Raw genomic sequence first — 16,154 nt, forward strand, 5'->3', positions numbered from 1 at the left:
TCCACCCATGAGCCAGACGACGCTTCCTATCCGTCGCGCCCTTATTTCCGTATCCGATAAAACCGGTCTGCTTGATCTGGCGCGTGCCCTTGTGGCGCAGGGGGCGGAAATTCTGTCCACGGGCGGTTCCGCCAAAGCCCTGCGCGATGCAAACGTGCCTGTTACGGAAGTGTCGGATTACACGGGCTTCCCCGAAATTCTGGATGGCCGCGTTAAAACGCTGGTGCCCAAAATTCATGGCGGGATTCTGGGGCGTCGTGATCTGCCTGCCCATGTTGAGCAGATGAAGGAACACGGCATTGGCCCGATTGATCTGGTTGCCGTGAATCTTTATCCGTTTGAAAAAACGGTGGCGTCCGGTGCTGATGCAGAAACCTGCATTGAAAATATTGATATTGGCGGTCCGGCTCTGATCCGCGCAGCGGCCAAAAACCATGCCCACGTTGTCGTGCTGACCGACCCGGCTCAGTATGAAGGGCTAATTGACGCATTGGGTGATGGTGGCACCACGCTGGATATGCGGCGGTTCTATGCCGGTGCAGCCTATGCCCGGACCGCTGCCTATGATGCGGCCATTGCAGCATGGTTTGCCGTGCAGGCTCAGGACGCATTCCCCGAGCGGTTTGCTCTGGCAGGCCAGCGTGCCGAAATTCTGCGGTATGGTGAGAACCCGCACCAGCAGGCCGCTTTCTATCGTGATGGAAGCACCCGCCCCGGCGTTGCTACGGCTGTGCAGGTGCAGGGCAAGGCGCTTTCTTACAACAACATCAACGATACAGATGCCGCGTTTGAAGCCGTGGCTGAGTTTGATGCCCCAGCCGTGGTTATTGTAAAGCACGCAAATCCATGTGGCGTTGCTATTGCTGACACGCTGACAACAGCGTGGGATCAGGCCCTGCGGTGTGACCCGGTGTCCGCCTTTGGGGGCATTGTTGCCCTGAACCGGCCACTGGATGCGGCAACGGCTGAAAAAATTTCCACCATCTTTACCGAAGTCATTGTTGCTCCAGATGCGGCGGAAGATGCCAAAGCCCTGCTGGCACGCAAAAAGAACCTGCGCCTGCTGCTGACGGGGGGCCTGCCTGACCCGGCTGCTGCTGGTACGGTTGTGCGCTCGGTTGCGGGTGGTTTTCTGGCCCAGACGCGCGATAATGGGCGGATTGTGCCCGAAGAACTGAAGGTTGTTACCAAGCGTGCGCCCACGGAGCAGGAAATGCAGGATCTGATCTTCGCTTTCCGTGTTGCCAAGCACGTCAAGTCCAACGCCATTGTGTATGCAAAGGATTGTGCAACGGTTGGCATTGGCGCAGGCCAGATGAGCCGCGTGGATTCAGCCCGTATTGCCGCCAGCAAGAGTGGCGAGGCAGCAAAGGCAGCAGGGCAGTCCACACCGCTGACACAGGGTTCCGTGGCTGCGTCTGATGCGTTCTTCCCCTTTGCAGATGGGCTGGAAACCATTGTGGCCGCAGGTGCTACTGCCGTTATCCAACCCGGTGGCTCCATCCGTGATGATGAGGTGATTGCGGCGGCCGATGCAGCCGGGATTGCCATGGTGTTTACTGGTATGCGTCATTTCCGCCACTGACGCGCTTTTCCCGCTCTTGCGGGAATGGCTCTTCATGGCAGACTATAGCGCACGAGTCTCACGCAGTGTCGTGTCCTGCCCTACGGGGCAGGGCACGCTTGTCCTTAGTGGTTGTTTCATGCGCTCTTTTCTTAGTTTGTCTGGTCTCATTCTGGCTTCTTCCGTGGCGGTGGCGGCACCCGCCCACAAGGAAGCAGCGACCCACACTGCCACTTTTGCCTCCAGGCAGACCACAACGGAAAAACAGGCGACAGGGGTATATGATCTCTCCGCCCTGCCGGTGTTTACTGGGAGTGTGGTGCAGTTTTTGCCAGCACCCCATGGGGGCATAGTTGGTTTTGTGCTCAATGATGGCACACAGGTTTTTGTTTCCCCCGAACAGGCCCATACTTTTGCAGGCTTGGTCAAGGTGGGCGACAAGGTAGAAATTCGCGGTATCAAGGGGCAGGTTCTGCCCATTATCCGCGCGTTTAGTGTTGCCAGCCCGCGCGGCCGTACCGTGCAGGACAGCTTTATTGAAATGCCACTGCACTCGCCAGAAATGATCACAGGGCCAGATCTTGTGTTGCATGGTGAGGTCTGGATGCCGCTGTACGATGTTGGTGGTCATCTGAGCGGGGCTGTGCTCAAGGACCATTCAGTGATTTACCTGTCTCCGCGGGAGGCCGGTCGTGTGGCCAGCTTGTTGCAGACTGGGCAGACGGTTTATGCCGTGGGCAGTGGTAGCAGTGGTGAACTGGGCGTTGCGATTGATGCGCGTGAGATTGGTCCAGCAGCGGACAAGCTCGTAAGCATAGCAGTAGGTAATGTGCCCCCGCCTGGCCCTGCTGCGGGCAGCCCCGGTTACGATGTTATTCCGGGAGCAGATGAGCACTGAGTCTTTTTCAAAACAAAGTGTCATGCTTTCCAATGGCGACCGCAGAACTGTGGTCGCCATTTTGCGTTAAGCTCCCAGAGGATCATGCAGCATTCATGGCGCAGCTGTGGATGAGAGGGAGGTCATAATGGCACTTATCCGGTGGATTATAGTTTTTCTTATTTTTGCCCTGTTGGCTTCTCTGTTTGGGTTTAGTGGTGCCGCATCAGGCTTTTCGGAAATAGCCAAGGTGCTTCTGTTTGTTTTGTTGTTCTGCTTATTATCAGCCTGTTTTTTGGTGGCCGTTCACGCTCCGGGCCATAAAACAAAAATGGTTCGCACAGTTTGTCTGTGCGAACCATTCTGATTGTAGCAGTGGTTTTTATAACCCCCACTTTTACCGCAGAGGGAAGTGGGGGATTTTTTTACCCTTCAATCTGGCTGAAGTCGGCAATCAGCCGCATCATGCGCACAAGGCGGGACAGGAGTTTAAGCCTGTTCAGGCGGAGTGCTGCATCTGGCGCGTTGACTGTGACCTCCTCAAAAAAGCGGTCAAGGGGTTGGCGCAGGCTGGCTGCGGCCCGCATGGCATCGGCAAAATGCTCGGCGGCAAAAGCCTGTTCCACAGCGGGTTCCACCGTTTGCAGTGTGGTGTAAAGGTTGCGTTCTTCGTCCTGCTCAAACAGGGCGGGGTCAGGCATACCTTCATGCGGGCCGTCTTTTTTGTCCTCAATACGCAGGATGTTGGCGGCACGGCGGGTTGCGGCCAGCAGGTTTTTGCCGTCTTCGGTTTCCAGCATGGTCTGCAATGCTTGTGCACGGGCGAGCAGACGCACGATATCCGTGTCTTCGTTATCGACCGAGATCGCGGCAAGGCAATCATGCCGTGCCCCTTCGGCGCGGACCTGTACGCGCAGGCGCTCGGCAATAAACTGGGGCAGCAGGGCAAGGTCTGGTGCATTACGCAGGGGTTCAGGCAGGGCTTCTGCTGCCAGCGTAAACAGTTTGACCAGATCCAGCCGCAACCCGTTCTCACGGATCAGGCGGATAATGCCAAGGGCTGCGCGGCGCAGGCCAAACGGGTCGCCCGAGCCGGATGGTTTTTCGCCCGCAGCAAAAAAGGCCGTTAGCATGTCAAACCGGTCAGCCAGACCCAGCACGACGGAAACAGGGGCTGTTGGCACCTCATCCCCCGGACCACGCGGTGTGTAGTGTTCGCTAATGGCCTGCGCCACGTCGGCGTGTTCGCCGTCATGCCGGGCGTAGTAACCACCCATGACACCCTGAAGTTCTGGGAATTCACCAACCATGCCGGTTGTCAGGTCAGTTTTGCTCAACAGGGCAGCGCGTTCGCAGTGCTCCCTGGACGCGCCAACCTCATTCGCGAGCAGGCCAGCCAGACGCACCATGCGGCGTGTGCGGTCACCCTGCGTGCCGAGCTTGGCATGGAAGGTCACAGCGTCCAGCCCTTCCACGCGGGAGGCAAGGCTGTGTTTGCGGTCGAGGTTCCAGAAGTGACGGGCATCGGCAAAGCGGGCACGCAGCACGCGTTCGTTCCCGCTGACAACCAGTGAGCCATCATCGGTGGGAATGATGTTGGCAACAAAGGCAAAGCGCGGTGCTGCCGAACCATCGCTGTTGCGCAGGGCAAAATAACGCTGGTTGACACGCATGGACACCTGCATGACCTCGGCCGGCAGGTCCATGAAGATGGGGTCGATCTGACCAAGGAATGGCACAGGCCATTCAACCAGCCCGGCCACTTCATCCACCAGTCCGGCATCTGGCACAATGCTCAGCCCTTCAGCTTGAGCAAGGGCATTCAGCCCCGTTGTAATGGCAGCGCGGCGTTCGGCTGCATGGACCATCACATGGCGTTCATGCAGCCCTTGCTGCCATTGTGCGGCGCTGGTGACTTCCATTGTGCCGGGGTTGAGGAAGCGGTGCCCCTCGGTCTGGTTGGATGCCACAAGGTTGTGGCCGGTATCTTCAGCCGCAGCCATGGAAAACGGGATAATCTGGCCGTCCAGCAGGCAGACAATCCGCCGTAGGGGGCGTACCCATGTCATGGTGCTGCCAGCGCCCCAGCGCATGGATTTGGGCCAGGGGAAGCGGCGCAGCAGTTCGGGCATAATAGCGGCAATATGCGCAGCGGCCCCAATGGGGGCTTCTTCGCGTTCCAGCACCCAGAACCCGTTTTGCAGGGTCAGGGCATCTTTGGTGACGCCATGCTTGCGGGTAAAGCCTTCCAGTGCCTTTTCGGGTGCACTTTCACGCGGGCCACGTTCGGAAACGGTGCGGCCGGGCACCATGGCGTCCAGGCTGAGGGATGCGGCAATACGGCGCGGGCCGGTGTAGCTTCTGGCATCCACGGGGTTGAGCGGGGCCAGAGCGTCATTCAGCAGGCGGAGCAGGTTCTCACCGGCCTGCTGCTGCATACGGGCGGGAATTTCTTCTGAAAAAAGTTCAATCAGCAATTCGGGCATGGTCTTATTTGTCCTCGCCTGCCAGCCAGGTCTCACAACACAGTTTTGCCAGTGTGCGCACCCGGCCAATATAGGCTGCGCGTTCGCTTACGCTGATGACGCCGCGTGCATCAAGCAGGTTGAACAGATGGCTGGCTTTAAGGCACTGGTCGTAAGCAGGCTGGGCAACGCCTGCCTCGGCCAGAGCCACACTTTCCTTTTCCGCATCGGTAAAGTGCTGGAACAGCAGGTCCGTATTGGCCAGTTCAAAATTATGGCGGGAGTAATCCTGCTCAGCGCGCAGGAACACGTCGCCGTAGGTCAGGCCTGCGCCGTTGTAGTCGAGGTCATAAACATTCTCGACCCCCTGCACATACATGGCCAACCGTTCCAGCCCGTATGTCAGCTCCGTGGAGGGCAGGGTTACGGGAATACCGCCAACCTGCTGGAAGTAGGTGAACTGCGTGACCTCCATACCATCGCACCAGACCTCCCAGCCTAGCCCCCATGCACCGATGGTTGGGTTTTCCCAGTCATCTTCCACAAAGCGGATATCGTGCTTGTCGGGGTCAATGCCGATTGCGCGGTAGCTGTCCAGCAGGAGTTTCTGGCTTTCCTCCGGGGTGGGTTTAAGCAGAACCTGATACTGGTAGTAATGCTGGAGGCGGTTCGGGTTTTCGCCGTACCGGCCGTCGGACGGGCGGCGGCAGGGCTGCACGTAGGCGGCCTTCCACGGTTTGCTCCCCAAGGCCCGCAGCGTTGTGTGGGGGGAGAGTGTGCCTGCGCCTATTTCCTGATCATAGGGCTGGAGAATGGCGCACCCCTGTTTTGACCAGAACTGGTGCAGGGTCAGAATAAGATCCTGAAAGGAGAGGGGCCGCTCTGTGGGGCGGGGAGACGCCGGGTCCATGGTATGGATGAAACTCCGCAATATGACGGTCAGGTTGAATGTGCGCATGGCACGCTTGGCCACACCATACAGCCCCGCGCGCCAGACCGAAAGAGAAGGCAGGCCATATGGCAGGGTTTCCTTGTGGGCCTGCTCTCTTGTAACAGGCTTGTGGGCACGCCACATCTTGGCCAGAGTGTTCTGGCAGAAAGCTCTGGTGCTGCAATTTGCCCGGCAGGGCGGGAAGGTATGGGATGACAAACGAAGAACGCGACCTTATTGAAAAATTTCTGGCCCGTGTGAGCGGGGCTGCTCAGGGCGGCTTTGGCAGCGTGCCGGCAAGCCAGCCCAACCTGCCCGCGATTGACCCGCAGGCGGACCAGTTTATTGCTCAGGAATTCCAAAAATACCCCGAAGCCCGCTACCGCGTGACCCAGATGGCCGTGGTGCAGGAAGCCGCACTGGTGCAGGCACAGAATCGGATTCAGCAGCTTCAGTTCCAGTTGCAGCAGGCGCAGCAGGCCTTGCAGGCAGCACAGCAGCAGAGCAATGCCGGGCAGCAGAAGTCGGGCGGCTTTTTTGGTGGTCTTTTTGGCGGTGGGCAGGCTGCCCAGCCGCAGGCGGCGCCGCCTCCGGGTTGGGGAGGTCGGCCTGCTCAAGCGCCGCAGTATCAACCGCAGCCCATGCCTTATGGTATGCAGCCTTCCATGTTTCGGGGTGGTTCGGGCTTTTTGGGCAGCGCGTTGACAACCGCAACGGGTGTTGCTGGCGGTATGCTGGCGGCTAATGCCTTAACCAGTCTGTTTAGTGGTCATCATGATGGCGGTATGGATGCGGCCGGCATGGGGGGCGCGTCCAACGAAACCATTGTGAACAATTATGGTGATGCCGGTGCAGATCCGTTTGCAGGCGCAGGCGTACAGCCCGATCAGGGCTTTGACGCTGGTGGTGACTGGGGTGGAGACGCCGGAGGCGATTGGGGCGGTGGCGACGATCAGAGCTTCTGATCCGGCGTTCTTGGCCCGGTTTGATTATTCTGGGGCGATGCGCAGGCATCGCCCTTTTTTATTTGGCAGTTCCCGGCTGTGCCATGGACTGGATGAGGTCCAGCACCTTCTGCCGTAACGTCTTGTCGGGGATCTGATAGTAGGCACGCACCAGATCCAGCGTTTCCTTTCTGGCCAGCACATCCTGCTCTTCAGTTATGGCCTGCATGGCTGCATCGTCGGACACGGTCGGCGCAAAACCTGTGGGCAGGGAGGTGCCAAAAGGTTTGCGTGCTTCTGCAAACCCTCTGTTCGCCATGCCCGCCTCTGGCAGAGGAGTCATGTCATCAAAAAAGAAGCTGATCGGTACATCCAGAGCGGTTGCAATATCATACAGCCGGGAGGCCCCAACCCGGTTGGCGCCACGCTCATACTTTTGGATTTGTTGAAACGTAACGCCTAGAGCCTCCCCCAGTTTTTCCTGCGAGAGTCCTAACAGTGTTCTACGGAGCCGAATGCGCTTGCCAACATGGGCATCTATCGTTTCGGCGTGGGTGGAGATCGTGGAGGCGGGATCCGTCAAAGGTTCGGTTTTGCTCACGACTGGGTTTTTTCCCACGGTTGTACGTGCTGGAACAGGTGGACGGATAACATGCAAATTTAACTATTCATAAAGGAAAATGGGTCTGGTTCCAGAAAAACGTTACATGATGGCGCAGCAAAAACCCCAGCCTGTTTGCGCTATGCCGTTGTGAAGGGAGTGGTTTTCCGTTTGTTGGGGCGGGGTACACAGGCCAGTAGCAGCAGTAGGCAGCACATGGCTAACGGAATGGACTGACCAAACCTGCCAAACAACGTTGGCGGAAGTGAGGCAGGAAGTGCCACGGTAAGAACGCCCGCCTTGCCCCATTTCAGATGGTCCAGCATATGGCCCATGCCATCGTAAGCGGTGGAAATGCCCGTATTGGCTGCGCGGGCGACTGGTAGTCCTTCCTCCACAGCCCGCAGCCGCACGGATGAAAGGTGTTGGCGTGGGCCTGCGCTGTTGCCGAACCACGCATCGTTGGTCACATTGGCTAGCCAGCGCGGGCGGTCCTGCGCATTGACAACATCGCCCGAAAAAATGACTTCGTAACATATGAGCGGGCCAACAGCGGGTATGTCTGCCAGATGCCATGTCTGTGGGCCGGGGCCAGCGGCCATGCCCCCTTGAGGTACAATCTGGAGCGGAATGAAAGGCGGCTGATACTCACCAAAAGGGACCAGCCGAGCTTTGTCATATACCGCTTCTATGCTGCCATCGGGGGCAAGTGCCGCAACAGAATTGCGGTAGTGGCCAGCGGCATCCATCCGCAGGGCGCCAATAATGCCTGCATCGGCCCCGGCGGCCCATTCCATAATGGCCTGTCGTGCACGGGGGCTGTCCTGTAGCAGGTCATAGCCGGGAAAAGAGGTTTCGGGCCATAGGAAGACAATAGGGCGAAAACGCTCGTTGGGTTTGCGCAGATTTGCCTGCATGGCCTGTGCGTTTTGTACGCCTTGTGCGGTCAGGCGCAGGTAACGCATGAAAATATCTCGCGGTGTTTGCCGTCCGATTTTTTCGGTTTCAGGCACATTCCCTTGCACCATAACGGCAATAGGGCCGGACTCTCCAGTTGGGTGTGTGGTCGCAAGCCGAAGGCCGCCAGCAGCGCACCAGGCGAGAACCCCAGTTGCCGAGCATATGATAATACGCTTGCGTAGCTGAAGCAGGCAGAGGTGTGGTTGGTTGTTTGCCGCCACATGCAGGCTGACCCAGCGCGCCAGTGGTGTCTGTTCCAGCAAGGCTGTGCCGCAGAGAATGGCAAGCAGGACAAGAACCAGAGTCAGCCCGTCCTCCCCTATCCATGCCGCAGGTTGGATCAGCAGACCGCCAATGGAACCGGGAATGGCAAAACTGCTGCCAAGTGCATTCCACGTAAAACCGCTAAAAATAAAGGTGCGCCCCATGTCAAACAGGGTCCAGAGCGCGGCAAACGCGCCTAGGCGACGGATGCCCGCAGGCAGCAAGGTGCAAAGTGCAGCAGGTATGGCAACGGTGGGAGCTAGAATAAGTGCGCAGCCAAGGGAGGGGAACGGCACAAACCACCAGAACTCATCAGCCCGGATCAACACCGCATTAACCAGCCAGTACAGCCCGGCGGCATAAAAGCCAAAGCCGAACAGTGCTCCGGTCCATGCGGCCCGCTTCCAGCTTTGGGTTGTATTAAGGATATGGCCCAGCAGGCCAAAGGTCAGCAGCAGGACCGGCAGAATATGGAGTGGGGGAAGTGCTAGCGTGGAGAGGGCGCCCAAGCCCAGTGTGATGGCGACAAAGCGGAGAGTTTCCCGCTTTGGATACAATCGGGAGAACGCGGTTTTAAGGGGCATGGGGGCGCTCATGGCACAAGCGGGCCGCCAGCCCGCTTAGGTGTCCGTTAACAATCAGGGCTTAAAGCCACTCACGCGTAGAACTGTGAGGGAGTTAGTCCAGAGCATCGCGCAGGCGGCGTTCGTAATGGCGGTAGTATTTGTCTGCCAGCAATTCGCTCTTGACCAGAATGGCAACATCCGTGGTGTTAAACTGCGGGTCAATCACCGCACCGTCCCCCACATAACCGCCAAGCCGCAGATAGCCTTTGATCAGGGGCGGCAGGCCAACAAGGCAACGGCGGACGTTGAGCGTATGCGGGTCCGTCCGCAGCATTTCCACCCGCCGGTTTTCCAGCGCTCTGACACGCAGGGCCGGAGGAGCCAGGTGGTTGTGGTAGAGATATGTCAGCTCGTCCGCAATCTGGTCCGGGTCCGTGCAGGGCAGGCTGGCGCAGCCAAACAGCAGATCTATGCGATGCAGGAAGATGTAGGACGCAATACCCCGCCACAAAAGCTGCATGGCAGCTCGGCCACGGTAGTTTTTGTCCACGCAGGACCGCCCGACCTCGAGCAATCTGCCGGGGAATTCCTTGAGCGGGGTAATGTCGTATTCGTTGGAGGAATAGAAACGCCCGATTTTTTGGGCGGCGTCCCCCCTGCACAAGTCGGTACGTCCCCACAACACCACGTGCGTCGGATGCAATGGCGTTGTCTATGACCAGCAGGTGGTCGGCCACCGTATCAAACTCGTCAATGTCGCGTTTCAGACGCAGGGTTTCCGCACTCGGATGCGCACCCATTTCTTCGTAAAAAACACGGTAGCGCAGGGCTTGTGCGGCGTCCCGCTCTTCGTCCGTTTCGGCAATGCGTACGCTCAGGCTACCGCCATGCAGCTCGGGAAAACGGGACCGGTCCAGCTCCAGCGCCGAAAGGCCGCCAGTGGTCTGTGTGGAACTCATGCTTGGTCTCCCTTACGGCGTGCGCGTGGTGTTGTTTTGCCGGGGGTTTTGTTTGTGGGCTGGCGTTTTTTGCCAAACAGTTCCAACCGCATGGACACGAACTCGAATCCAAGCCGGTCTGCGACCTTCATCATGAGTGCCTCATGTTCCGGGTCTTCAAACTCGATCACTTTACCGTTATCAACGTCGATCAGGTGATAATGGTGCCGCCCATGTTCTGTTGCTTCGTACCGAGCACGTCCGCCGCCAAAGTCCCGGCGTTCCAGAATGCCTTTTTCTTCCAGCAGACGGACCGTGCGGTACACGGTGGCAACCGAGATGCGGGAGTCCAGCACCAGCGCGCGGCGGTACAGTTCCTCAACGTCCGGATGGTCGTCTGCTTCGGAAAGAACGCGTGCAATAACGCGCCGTTGTCCGGTCATTTTCAGGCCGTGTTCGATACACAGCTGCTCAATCCGTGATTCTGCCGCTTGTACCTTCAAGGTCACAAACCCTGCCTAGTGTTATCATCTCTGCGTTCGTCTTTCAGGTAGCCGAAGTCAGAGGTGTTTGTCCAATTTTACACCATCATACAGTTTTTTTATGGTGTGTATGCCTGTTGTATGATGGCGACCTGTCGTTTTTTCTCCGAAGGAGGAGCGTTGCATGAATGATACCCTGATGCCGGGACGGGAGGACGGTACCTGCACGGCGGTTCTGGACATTACCTCGGAGACGTGCCCCATGACGTTTGTGCGCACACGGCTGGCGCTGGATGTGCTGCCGCCGGGTGGTTTGCTGGCAGTCCGCTTGAAAGGGGATGAGCCACACCGCAATGTCAGCCGTTCCGTGCGCGCACTTGGCCACGCCATTCTGGCTGATGCGCCCCAGCCAGATGGGAGTGTTGTACTGACAATTCGCAAAAAAGAAGCCGCATCTGCCTGAGCCTGAAAAATAGGGATTGGGCAGATGCGGCTTGCGTCATGGATCAACCGGGTGGTGGCCTAGTTGTTCATGGCTTCAAAGAAGTCATTGTTGGTTTTGCTGTATTTCAGCTTGTCGAGCAGGAAGTCCATGGCGTCCATGGTGCCCATAGGTGCCAGAATCCGGCGCAGAACCCACATTTTGGACAGGGTGGAGCGGTCAACCAGCAGCTCTTCCTTACGGGTGCCGCTCTTGGTGATGTCAATGGCAGGGAAGGTGCGCTTGTCAGCCAGCTTGCGGTCAAGCACCAGTTCCGAGTTACCCGTGCCCTTGAACTCTTCAAAGATCACTTCGTCCATACGGCTGCCGGTATCAATCAGGGCGGTGGCGATAATGGTCAGGGAGCCACCTTCCTCGATGTTACGGGCCGCACCAAAGAAGCGCTTGGGCCGCTGCAGGGCGTTGGCGTCCACACCACCGGTCAGCACCTTGCCCGATGAGGGAACAACAGTGTTGTAGGCGCGGGCCAGACGGGTAATGGAATCGAGCAGGATCACCACGTCGCGCTTGTGTTCCACAAGGCGCTTGGCTTTTTCCAGCACCATTTCGGTCACCTGCACATGGCGGTGGGCTGGTTCATCAAAGGTCGAGGCAATAACTTCGCCGCGCACGGAGCGGGCCATGTCGGTCACTTCCTCGGGGCGTTCGTCAATCAGCAGCACAATCAGGAACACTTCGGGGTGGTTGGCCGAAATGGACGATGCAATGCTCTGGAGCATGACCGTCTTACCCGAGCGTGGGGGGGCCACGATCAGGGCGCGCTGGCCCATGCCAATGGGGGATACCAGATCAATCACCCGCGGGGTGAAGTCCTTCTGGGAGCCCTTTTTGTTTTTGTCGCCCTTGGGTTCGGGGGCGGTAGCCTGACTTTCCACTTCCATCTGGAGGCGGCGCTCGGGGTAGAGCGGGGTTAGGTTATCAAAGTTGATCCGGTGGCGAACCGCGTCGGGGGACTCAAAATTGATCGTGTTGATCTTGAGCATGGAGAAGTAGCGTTCGCCGTCTCTGGGAGCGCGAATCTGCCCTTCAACCGTATCACCCGTGCGCAGGCCAAAGCGGCGGACTTGGGTGGGGGAGATATAAATATCATCCGGGCCGGGAAGGTAGTTGGATTCGGGCGCACGCAGGTAGCCAAACCCGTCATGCATGATCTCAAGCGTGCCTTCGCCATAAATGGCCTGATCGTTATCAGCCAGCGTTTTGAGAATGGCGAACATCATGTCCTGCTTGCGCAGGGAGGACGCGTTTTCGATATTCAGGTCTTCAGCGCAGGCCAGAAGGTCGGCTGGGGACTTGGCCTTGAGTTCCGCAAGATGCATCTAGTAAATGCCCTGACTGGCAAGAAAAGTTCAAAAGGGGAAGGTCCGGGTCGTTCCATGCACGGCAGAGCCGGTCGGGGAGACCGGAAGCAAGCACGCCTGAAGAGGCATGTCCGAGCCAGAAGGAACCTGACAGGAGGGAAACCGCTGGGCAGGTGAAGTCAGCCAGCGTCTTGGAAGCGGATATTACCTCTGGCGTTGTGGGGCGTCAACAACAGAGTGCCGGGGGATGGCAGGTGGGAGCCTTATTTGATGCCCCCGAGCCAGCCTTTTTTCCAGAACCAGAAAAGGGGCAGCACAATGGTGGTGGCCATAAGACCGAGTGAGTACCAGTACCCAAACGACCAGTTCAGTTCCGGCATGTTCTTGAAGTTCATACCATAGATGCCCGCAATCAGGGTTGGTGCAACCCCAATGAAGCTGACCACGGTCAGAACCTTCATGACGCCGTTCTGTTCGATGTTGATGAACCCTAGCGTGGCGTCGAGCAGAAATTCCACCTTGTCCTGAGACTGGGAGACATAGGCATCGAGCGAGGACAGGTCATGGCTGACGGAGGTTATGCGTGCGCGCAGTATGCCGGACAGCGCATAGGCGGCAGTTGTTTTGCCATCCTCATCCGGTGCGGGTGTAACAAGGGTGGTGGGAGGGGCTGTGCGAGGTGTGCACAGGGCAAAGCCCGTAACCGGCAGAGCGGATGCGGTCTTGCGGCTTTCTCCCAAGAACAGGGCAATACGTTCCATGCCCAGTAGGGTGTCCCTCATGCGGGAGCACAGGTTGCCCGCTTCCCCCACGCGTTGCAGCAGGTCACGCTGCCACATGGCTACGTTGCGGATGGGCGTCTGCTGTGTGCGGGCGCGAAAAATATCGTGCGAGAGCGTGTCGAGCAGGTTGCCCATGCTTTCCAGAATATCGGCCAGCCGGTCCACAATAGCTTCTATTAGCGCCACCAGTATTTCGCCCGCATGGAGCAGGGTTTCGTGGTGGGGTGGAATTTCGGTGGGCTGGGGGGAAATGGTCTGGTGATCGGGGGAGGTGTGGGGAGGTGGCATGGTGGCGGCTACACAGTTCGCCACAAGCTGGGCCACTGTCTCGAACGCCAGATAGGACTGGAAACGAATGGTGAAGAGCCGGCTTTCGGTCAGGATAAAGCCCACCGGCATGGTCTGAAAATCCGAGCCATTCTTGCGCAGCAGGGGGGAGGAGAGGAACGCTGCACCATTGCGCACACTGATTCGGGATGAACTTTCAATCGCGCTCAGATCATCCAGTGTGGGAATGGGTTGGCCGCAGAGCTTCTCTGCCAGAGTCAGCTCTTGCGGTGTCGGGTTAAGAAGATCCAGCCAGACAGCATTTTTGGCATCGTCTTCCGTTTCAACGGCGCGAGCAGGCATACCGGGCCTGTGGGCCAGAAACATGCGATTCTCCCTGTTTTGCCTTAATGGGCGCGGGCACTTATTCCGGTTCTGGCAGGGCGCCCCAGAGCGTGTGCGTGCAACAAGTATGCCGCCTTTGTTCTGTTTATGGCAAGATGACCGCACGGGACCGTGCAATGCGGCCACGCATCTGGTAAGCCATTTTGCCAGTTGAGAAAGATATAAAAACGGCACCCGGCAGGGCGCGCAATGTGGCTAAAGGAGCGGCAGGACGAATAATGGCGAACCCGACTGAACACGGCGCCTCGGCGGCACAGAGCAATTCCCTCAGGCAGCAGCCAGATGAGCATGGCCACTTTGGTGGCCGGTATGGTGGTCGCTTTGTGGCGGAAACGCTTATGCCGCTTATTCTGGAACTGAATGAAGCGTATGAGGCGGCAAAGGCCGACCCTGCTTTTCATAAGGAACTGGTTTATTACCAGACCGACTATATTGGTCGCCCCAGCCCGCTGTGGTTTGCCCGCCGCATGACCGAAGAACTGGGTGGAGCAAAAATATACCTCAAGCGTGAAGAGCTGAACCATACGGGTTCGCACAAGCTCAACAACGTTATGGGGCAGATTCTGCTGGCCCGCCGTATGGGGCGGACCCGTATTGTGGCCGAAACCGGAGCAGGCCAGCACGGCGTGGCCACCGCTACGGTCTGCGCCCTGTTTGGCATGAAATGCGTGATCTACATGGGCGCGACCGATGTGGAACGGCAGAAGCCCAATGTGTTCCGTATGCGCCTGTTGGGAGCAGAAGTCGTGCCTGTGACTGCGGGCGCGGGAACCCTTAAGGATGCCATGAACGAGGCAATGCGCGACTGGGTGGCCAATGTGGCCGACACTTACATGCTCATTGGTACTGTGGCAGGCCCCCACCCGTATCCTGCCATGGTGCGTGACTTCCAGAGTGTGATCGGGGAGGAAACCAAAGCCCAGATGCGCGCCGCCGAGGGCCGCCTGCCAGATGTGGTTGTGGCCGCTATTGGGGGCGGCTCTAACGCCATGGGCATTTTCTATCCGTTCCTTGATGATGTGTCGGTACGGCTGATTGGGGTAGAAGCAGCAGGCCACGGGTTGGATAGCGGCAAGACCGCAGCCTCCATCGAGCGCGGCCGTCCCGGTGTGCTGCACGGCAACCGCACGTATTTGCTGCAAAACGCGGATGGGCAGATAGATGAGGCGCATTCCATTAGCGCCGGTCTGGATTACCCCGGCGTTGGGCCAGAACATTCATGGCTGAATGATATTGGCCGTGCGGAATATGTGGGTGCGACGGATCAGGAGGCACTGGACGCCTTCCAGCTCTGCACACGGCTGGAGGGGATTATTCCAGCCCTCGAATCGGCACATGCCGTGGCCTATGCCGCCAAAATTGCCCCCACCCTGCCCAAGGACACGCTGTTGGTGGTCAACCTGTCTGGCCGGGGTGATAAAGACATCTTTACTGTTGCCGAGCATCTGGGAGTCACGCTGTGAGCCGTATTGCCGCCCGTTTTAAAGCCCTTGCAGCCGAAGGCCGTGGCGCGCTCATTCCGTATCTGGAGGCGTATGACCCCGACCGGGCAACATCGCTGGAACTGTTCAAGGCCATGCCAGCCGCAGGTGCCGACCTGATTGAGGTTGGTATGCCTTTTTCCGATCCTTCGGCTGATGGTCCGGTTATTCAGGCCGCTGCGCTGCGTGGGCTTAAGGCCGGTGCAACGCTGGTGGGCGTTCTGGATATGGTGGCCGAGTTCCGTAAGGATGATGATGAAACCCCTGTTATTCTGATGGGGTATGTCAATCCGGTGGAAGCCTATGGGTATGAGCGGTTCTGTAAGGATGCCGCCGCCGCCGGGGTGGATGGGCTTATTCTGGTGGATCTGCCGCCGGAGGAAGCCGGGGTGATTGCAGCCCCCGCGCAGGCCGCAGGGTTGGATATGATCCGCCTGGTTGCCCCGACCACACCTGATGCACGGCTGAACTACGTGCTTGGGCACGCATCCGGCTTTGTTTATTATGTCAGCATCGTTGGTATTACGGGGACGCGCTCGGCCAGTTCGCACGATCTGGCTGCGGCTATTCCGCGGGTGCGGGCCGCTACCAACTTGCCTATAGCCATTGGTTTTGGTGTGCGTACCCCAGAGCAGGCTGCACAGGCATCTAGTATTGCGGATGCTGCTGTTGTGGCTTCGGCCCTGCTGGCAACGCTGGCCGAAACACTGGACGATCAGGGGCGGGCAACGCCGCAGACCCTGCCGCGTGTTCTGGAGCAGATTCAAGGGCTGGCACAGGCGGTACGCGCAGCAGGCCAGAAGCCGGAATGACCCACGTTTTCT

General features: G+C 58.4%; 14 protein-coding genes and 1 pseudogene. 7 read left to right on the top strand and 8 right to left on the bottom strand.

The window, feature by feature from the left end:
- Positions 1-7 precede the first annotated feature (7 nt).
- The 3 genes from purH to AGA_RS13405 all read left to right on the top strand — a co-directional run bounded on the left by purH (position 8) and on the right by AGA_RS13405 (position 2,808).
- Positions 8-1,585 carry a bifunctional phosphoribosylaminoimidazolecarboxamide formyltransferase/IMP cyclohydrolase gene (purH, locus tag AGA_RS03550; RefSeq protein WP_059023055.1) on the top strand — a complete coding sequence of 526 codons (1,578 nt, stop codon included), beginning with the start codon at positions 8-10 and terminating at the stop codon, positions 1,583-1,585.
- A gap of 118 nt (positions 1,586-1,703) precedes the next feature.
- The gene (locus AGA_RS03555) at positions 1,704-2,462 is read left to right on the top strand and encodes an OB-fold nucleic acid binding domain-containing protein (RefSeq protein WP_059023056.1); all 759 of its coding nucleotides are present in this window, start codon (positions 1,704-1,706) and stop codon (positions 2,460-2,462) included.
- 127 nt (positions 2,463-2,589) lie between these two features.
- Positions 2,590-2,808 carry a DUF1328 domain-containing protein gene (locus AGA_RS13405; RefSeq protein WP_408735967.1) on the top strand — a complete coding sequence of 73 codons (219 nt, stop codon included), beginning with the start codon at positions 2,590-2,592 and terminating at the stop codon, positions 2,806-2,808.
- A gap of 58 nt (positions 2,809-2,866) precedes the next feature.
- On the opposite strand, the gene glyS is transcribed toward AGA_RS13405, so the two are convergent.
- Both glyS and AGA_RS03565 read right to left on the bottom strand, forming a co-directional pair.
- Positions 2,867-4,927: a glycine--tRNA ligase subunit beta gene (gene glyS / locus AGA_RS03560; RefSeq protein ID WP_059023057.1), complete on the bottom strand. Its 2,061-nt coding sequence runs from the start codon at positions 4,925-4,927 to the stop codon at positions 2,867-2,869.
- Positions 4,928-4,931: 4 nt separating this feature from the next.
- Entirely contained in the window at positions 4,932-5,981 is a 1,050-nt protein-coding gene (locus tag AGA_RS03565) for a glycine--tRNA ligase subunit alpha (RefSeq protein ID WP_231945991.1), read from the bottom strand.
- 68 nt (positions 5,982-6,049) lie between these two features.
- Between AGA_RS03565 and AGA_RS03570 the strand changes: the two genes are divergently transcribed.
- Entirely contained in the window at positions 6,050-6,802 is a 753-nt protein-coding gene (locus AGA_RS03570) for a DUF2076 domain-containing protein (RefSeq protein ID WP_059023058.1), read from the top strand.
- Positions 6,803-6,860: 58 nt separating this feature from the next.
- Here the strand turns inward: AGA_RS03570 and AGA_RS03575 are convergent, their stop codons facing one another.
- From AGA_RS03575 to AGA_RS03590, 4 genes and pseudogenes are all read right to left on the bottom strand, one after another.
- Entirely contained in the window at positions 6,861-7,382 is a 522-nt protein-coding gene (locus AGA_RS03575) for a helix-turn-helix domain-containing protein (RefSeq protein ID WP_231945992.1), read from the bottom strand.
- 140 nt (positions 7,383-7,522) lie between these two features.
- Complete coding sequence (gene lnt / locus AGA_RS03580; protein WP_059023059.1) at positions 7,523-9,202, bottom strand: apolipoprotein N-acyltransferase; 1,680 nt, start codon at positions 9,200-9,202, stop codon at positions 7,523-7,525.
- Between the two features lie 82 nt (positions 9,203-9,284).
- Positions 9,285-10,131, bottom strand: a pseudogene (locus AGA_RS03585) (GNAT family N-acetyltransferase).
- Positions 10,128-10,619, bottom strand: a complete 492-nt coding sequence (locus AGA_RS03590) for a Fur family transcriptional regulator (protein WP_059023060.1) — start codon at positions 10,617-10,619, stop codon at positions 10,128-10,130. The pseudogene AGA_RS03585 and the gene AGA_RS03590 overlap by 4 nt, the downstream one beginning before the upstream one ends.
- 157 nt (positions 10,620-10,776) lie before the next feature.
- Between AGA_RS03590 and AGA_RS03595 the strand changes: the two genes are divergently transcribed.
- The gene (locus AGA_RS03595; protein ID WP_059023061.1) at positions 10,777-11,055 is read left to right on the top strand and encodes a sulfurtransferase TusA family protein; all 279 of its coding nucleotides are present in this window, start codon (positions 10,777-10,779) and stop codon (positions 11,053-11,055) included.
- A 59-nt stretch (positions 11,056-11,114) separates the two neighbouring features.
- On the opposite strand, the gene rho is transcribed toward AGA_RS03595, so the two are convergent.
- Entirely contained in the window at positions 11,115-12,413 is a 1,299-nt protein-coding gene (rho, locus tag AGA_RS03600; RefSeq protein ID WP_059023062.1) for a transcription termination factor Rho, read from the bottom strand.
- A gap of 245 nt (positions 12,414-12,658) precedes the next feature.
- The gene (locus AGA_RS03605) at positions 12,659-13,807 is read right to left on the bottom strand and encodes a magnesium transporter CorA family protein (RefSeq protein ID WP_059024624.1); all 1,149 of its coding nucleotides are present in this window, start codon (positions 13,805-13,807) and stop codon (positions 12,659-12,661) included.
- A 260-nt stretch (positions 13,808-14,067) separates the two neighbouring features.
- Between AGA_RS03605 and trpB the strand changes: the two genes are divergently transcribed.
- Together trpB and trpA are read left to right on the top strand one after the other, a co-directional pair.
- Positions 14,068-15,312 (top strand): tryptophan synthase subunit beta, encoded by a 1,245-nt coding sequence (trpB, locus tag AGA_RS03610; protein ID WP_059023063.1) that lies wholly within the window; start codon positions 14,068-14,070, stop codon positions 15,310-15,312.
- Positions 15,309-16,142, top strand: a complete 834-nt coding sequence (trpA, locus tag AGA_RS03615) for a tryptophan synthase subunit alpha (RefSeq protein ID WP_059023064.1) — start codon at positions 15,309-15,311, stop codon at positions 16,140-16,142. The genes trpB and trpA overlap by 4 nt, the downstream gene beginning before the upstream one ends.
- Positions 16,143-16,154: the final 12 nt, after the last annotated feature.

Origin of the sequence: Acetobacter ghanensis (assembly GCF_001499675.1) — a bacterium.
Taxonomy (GTDB): domain Bacteria; phylum Pseudomonadota; class Alphaproteobacteria; order Acetobacterales; family Acetobacteraceae; genus Acetobacter; species Acetobacter ghanensis.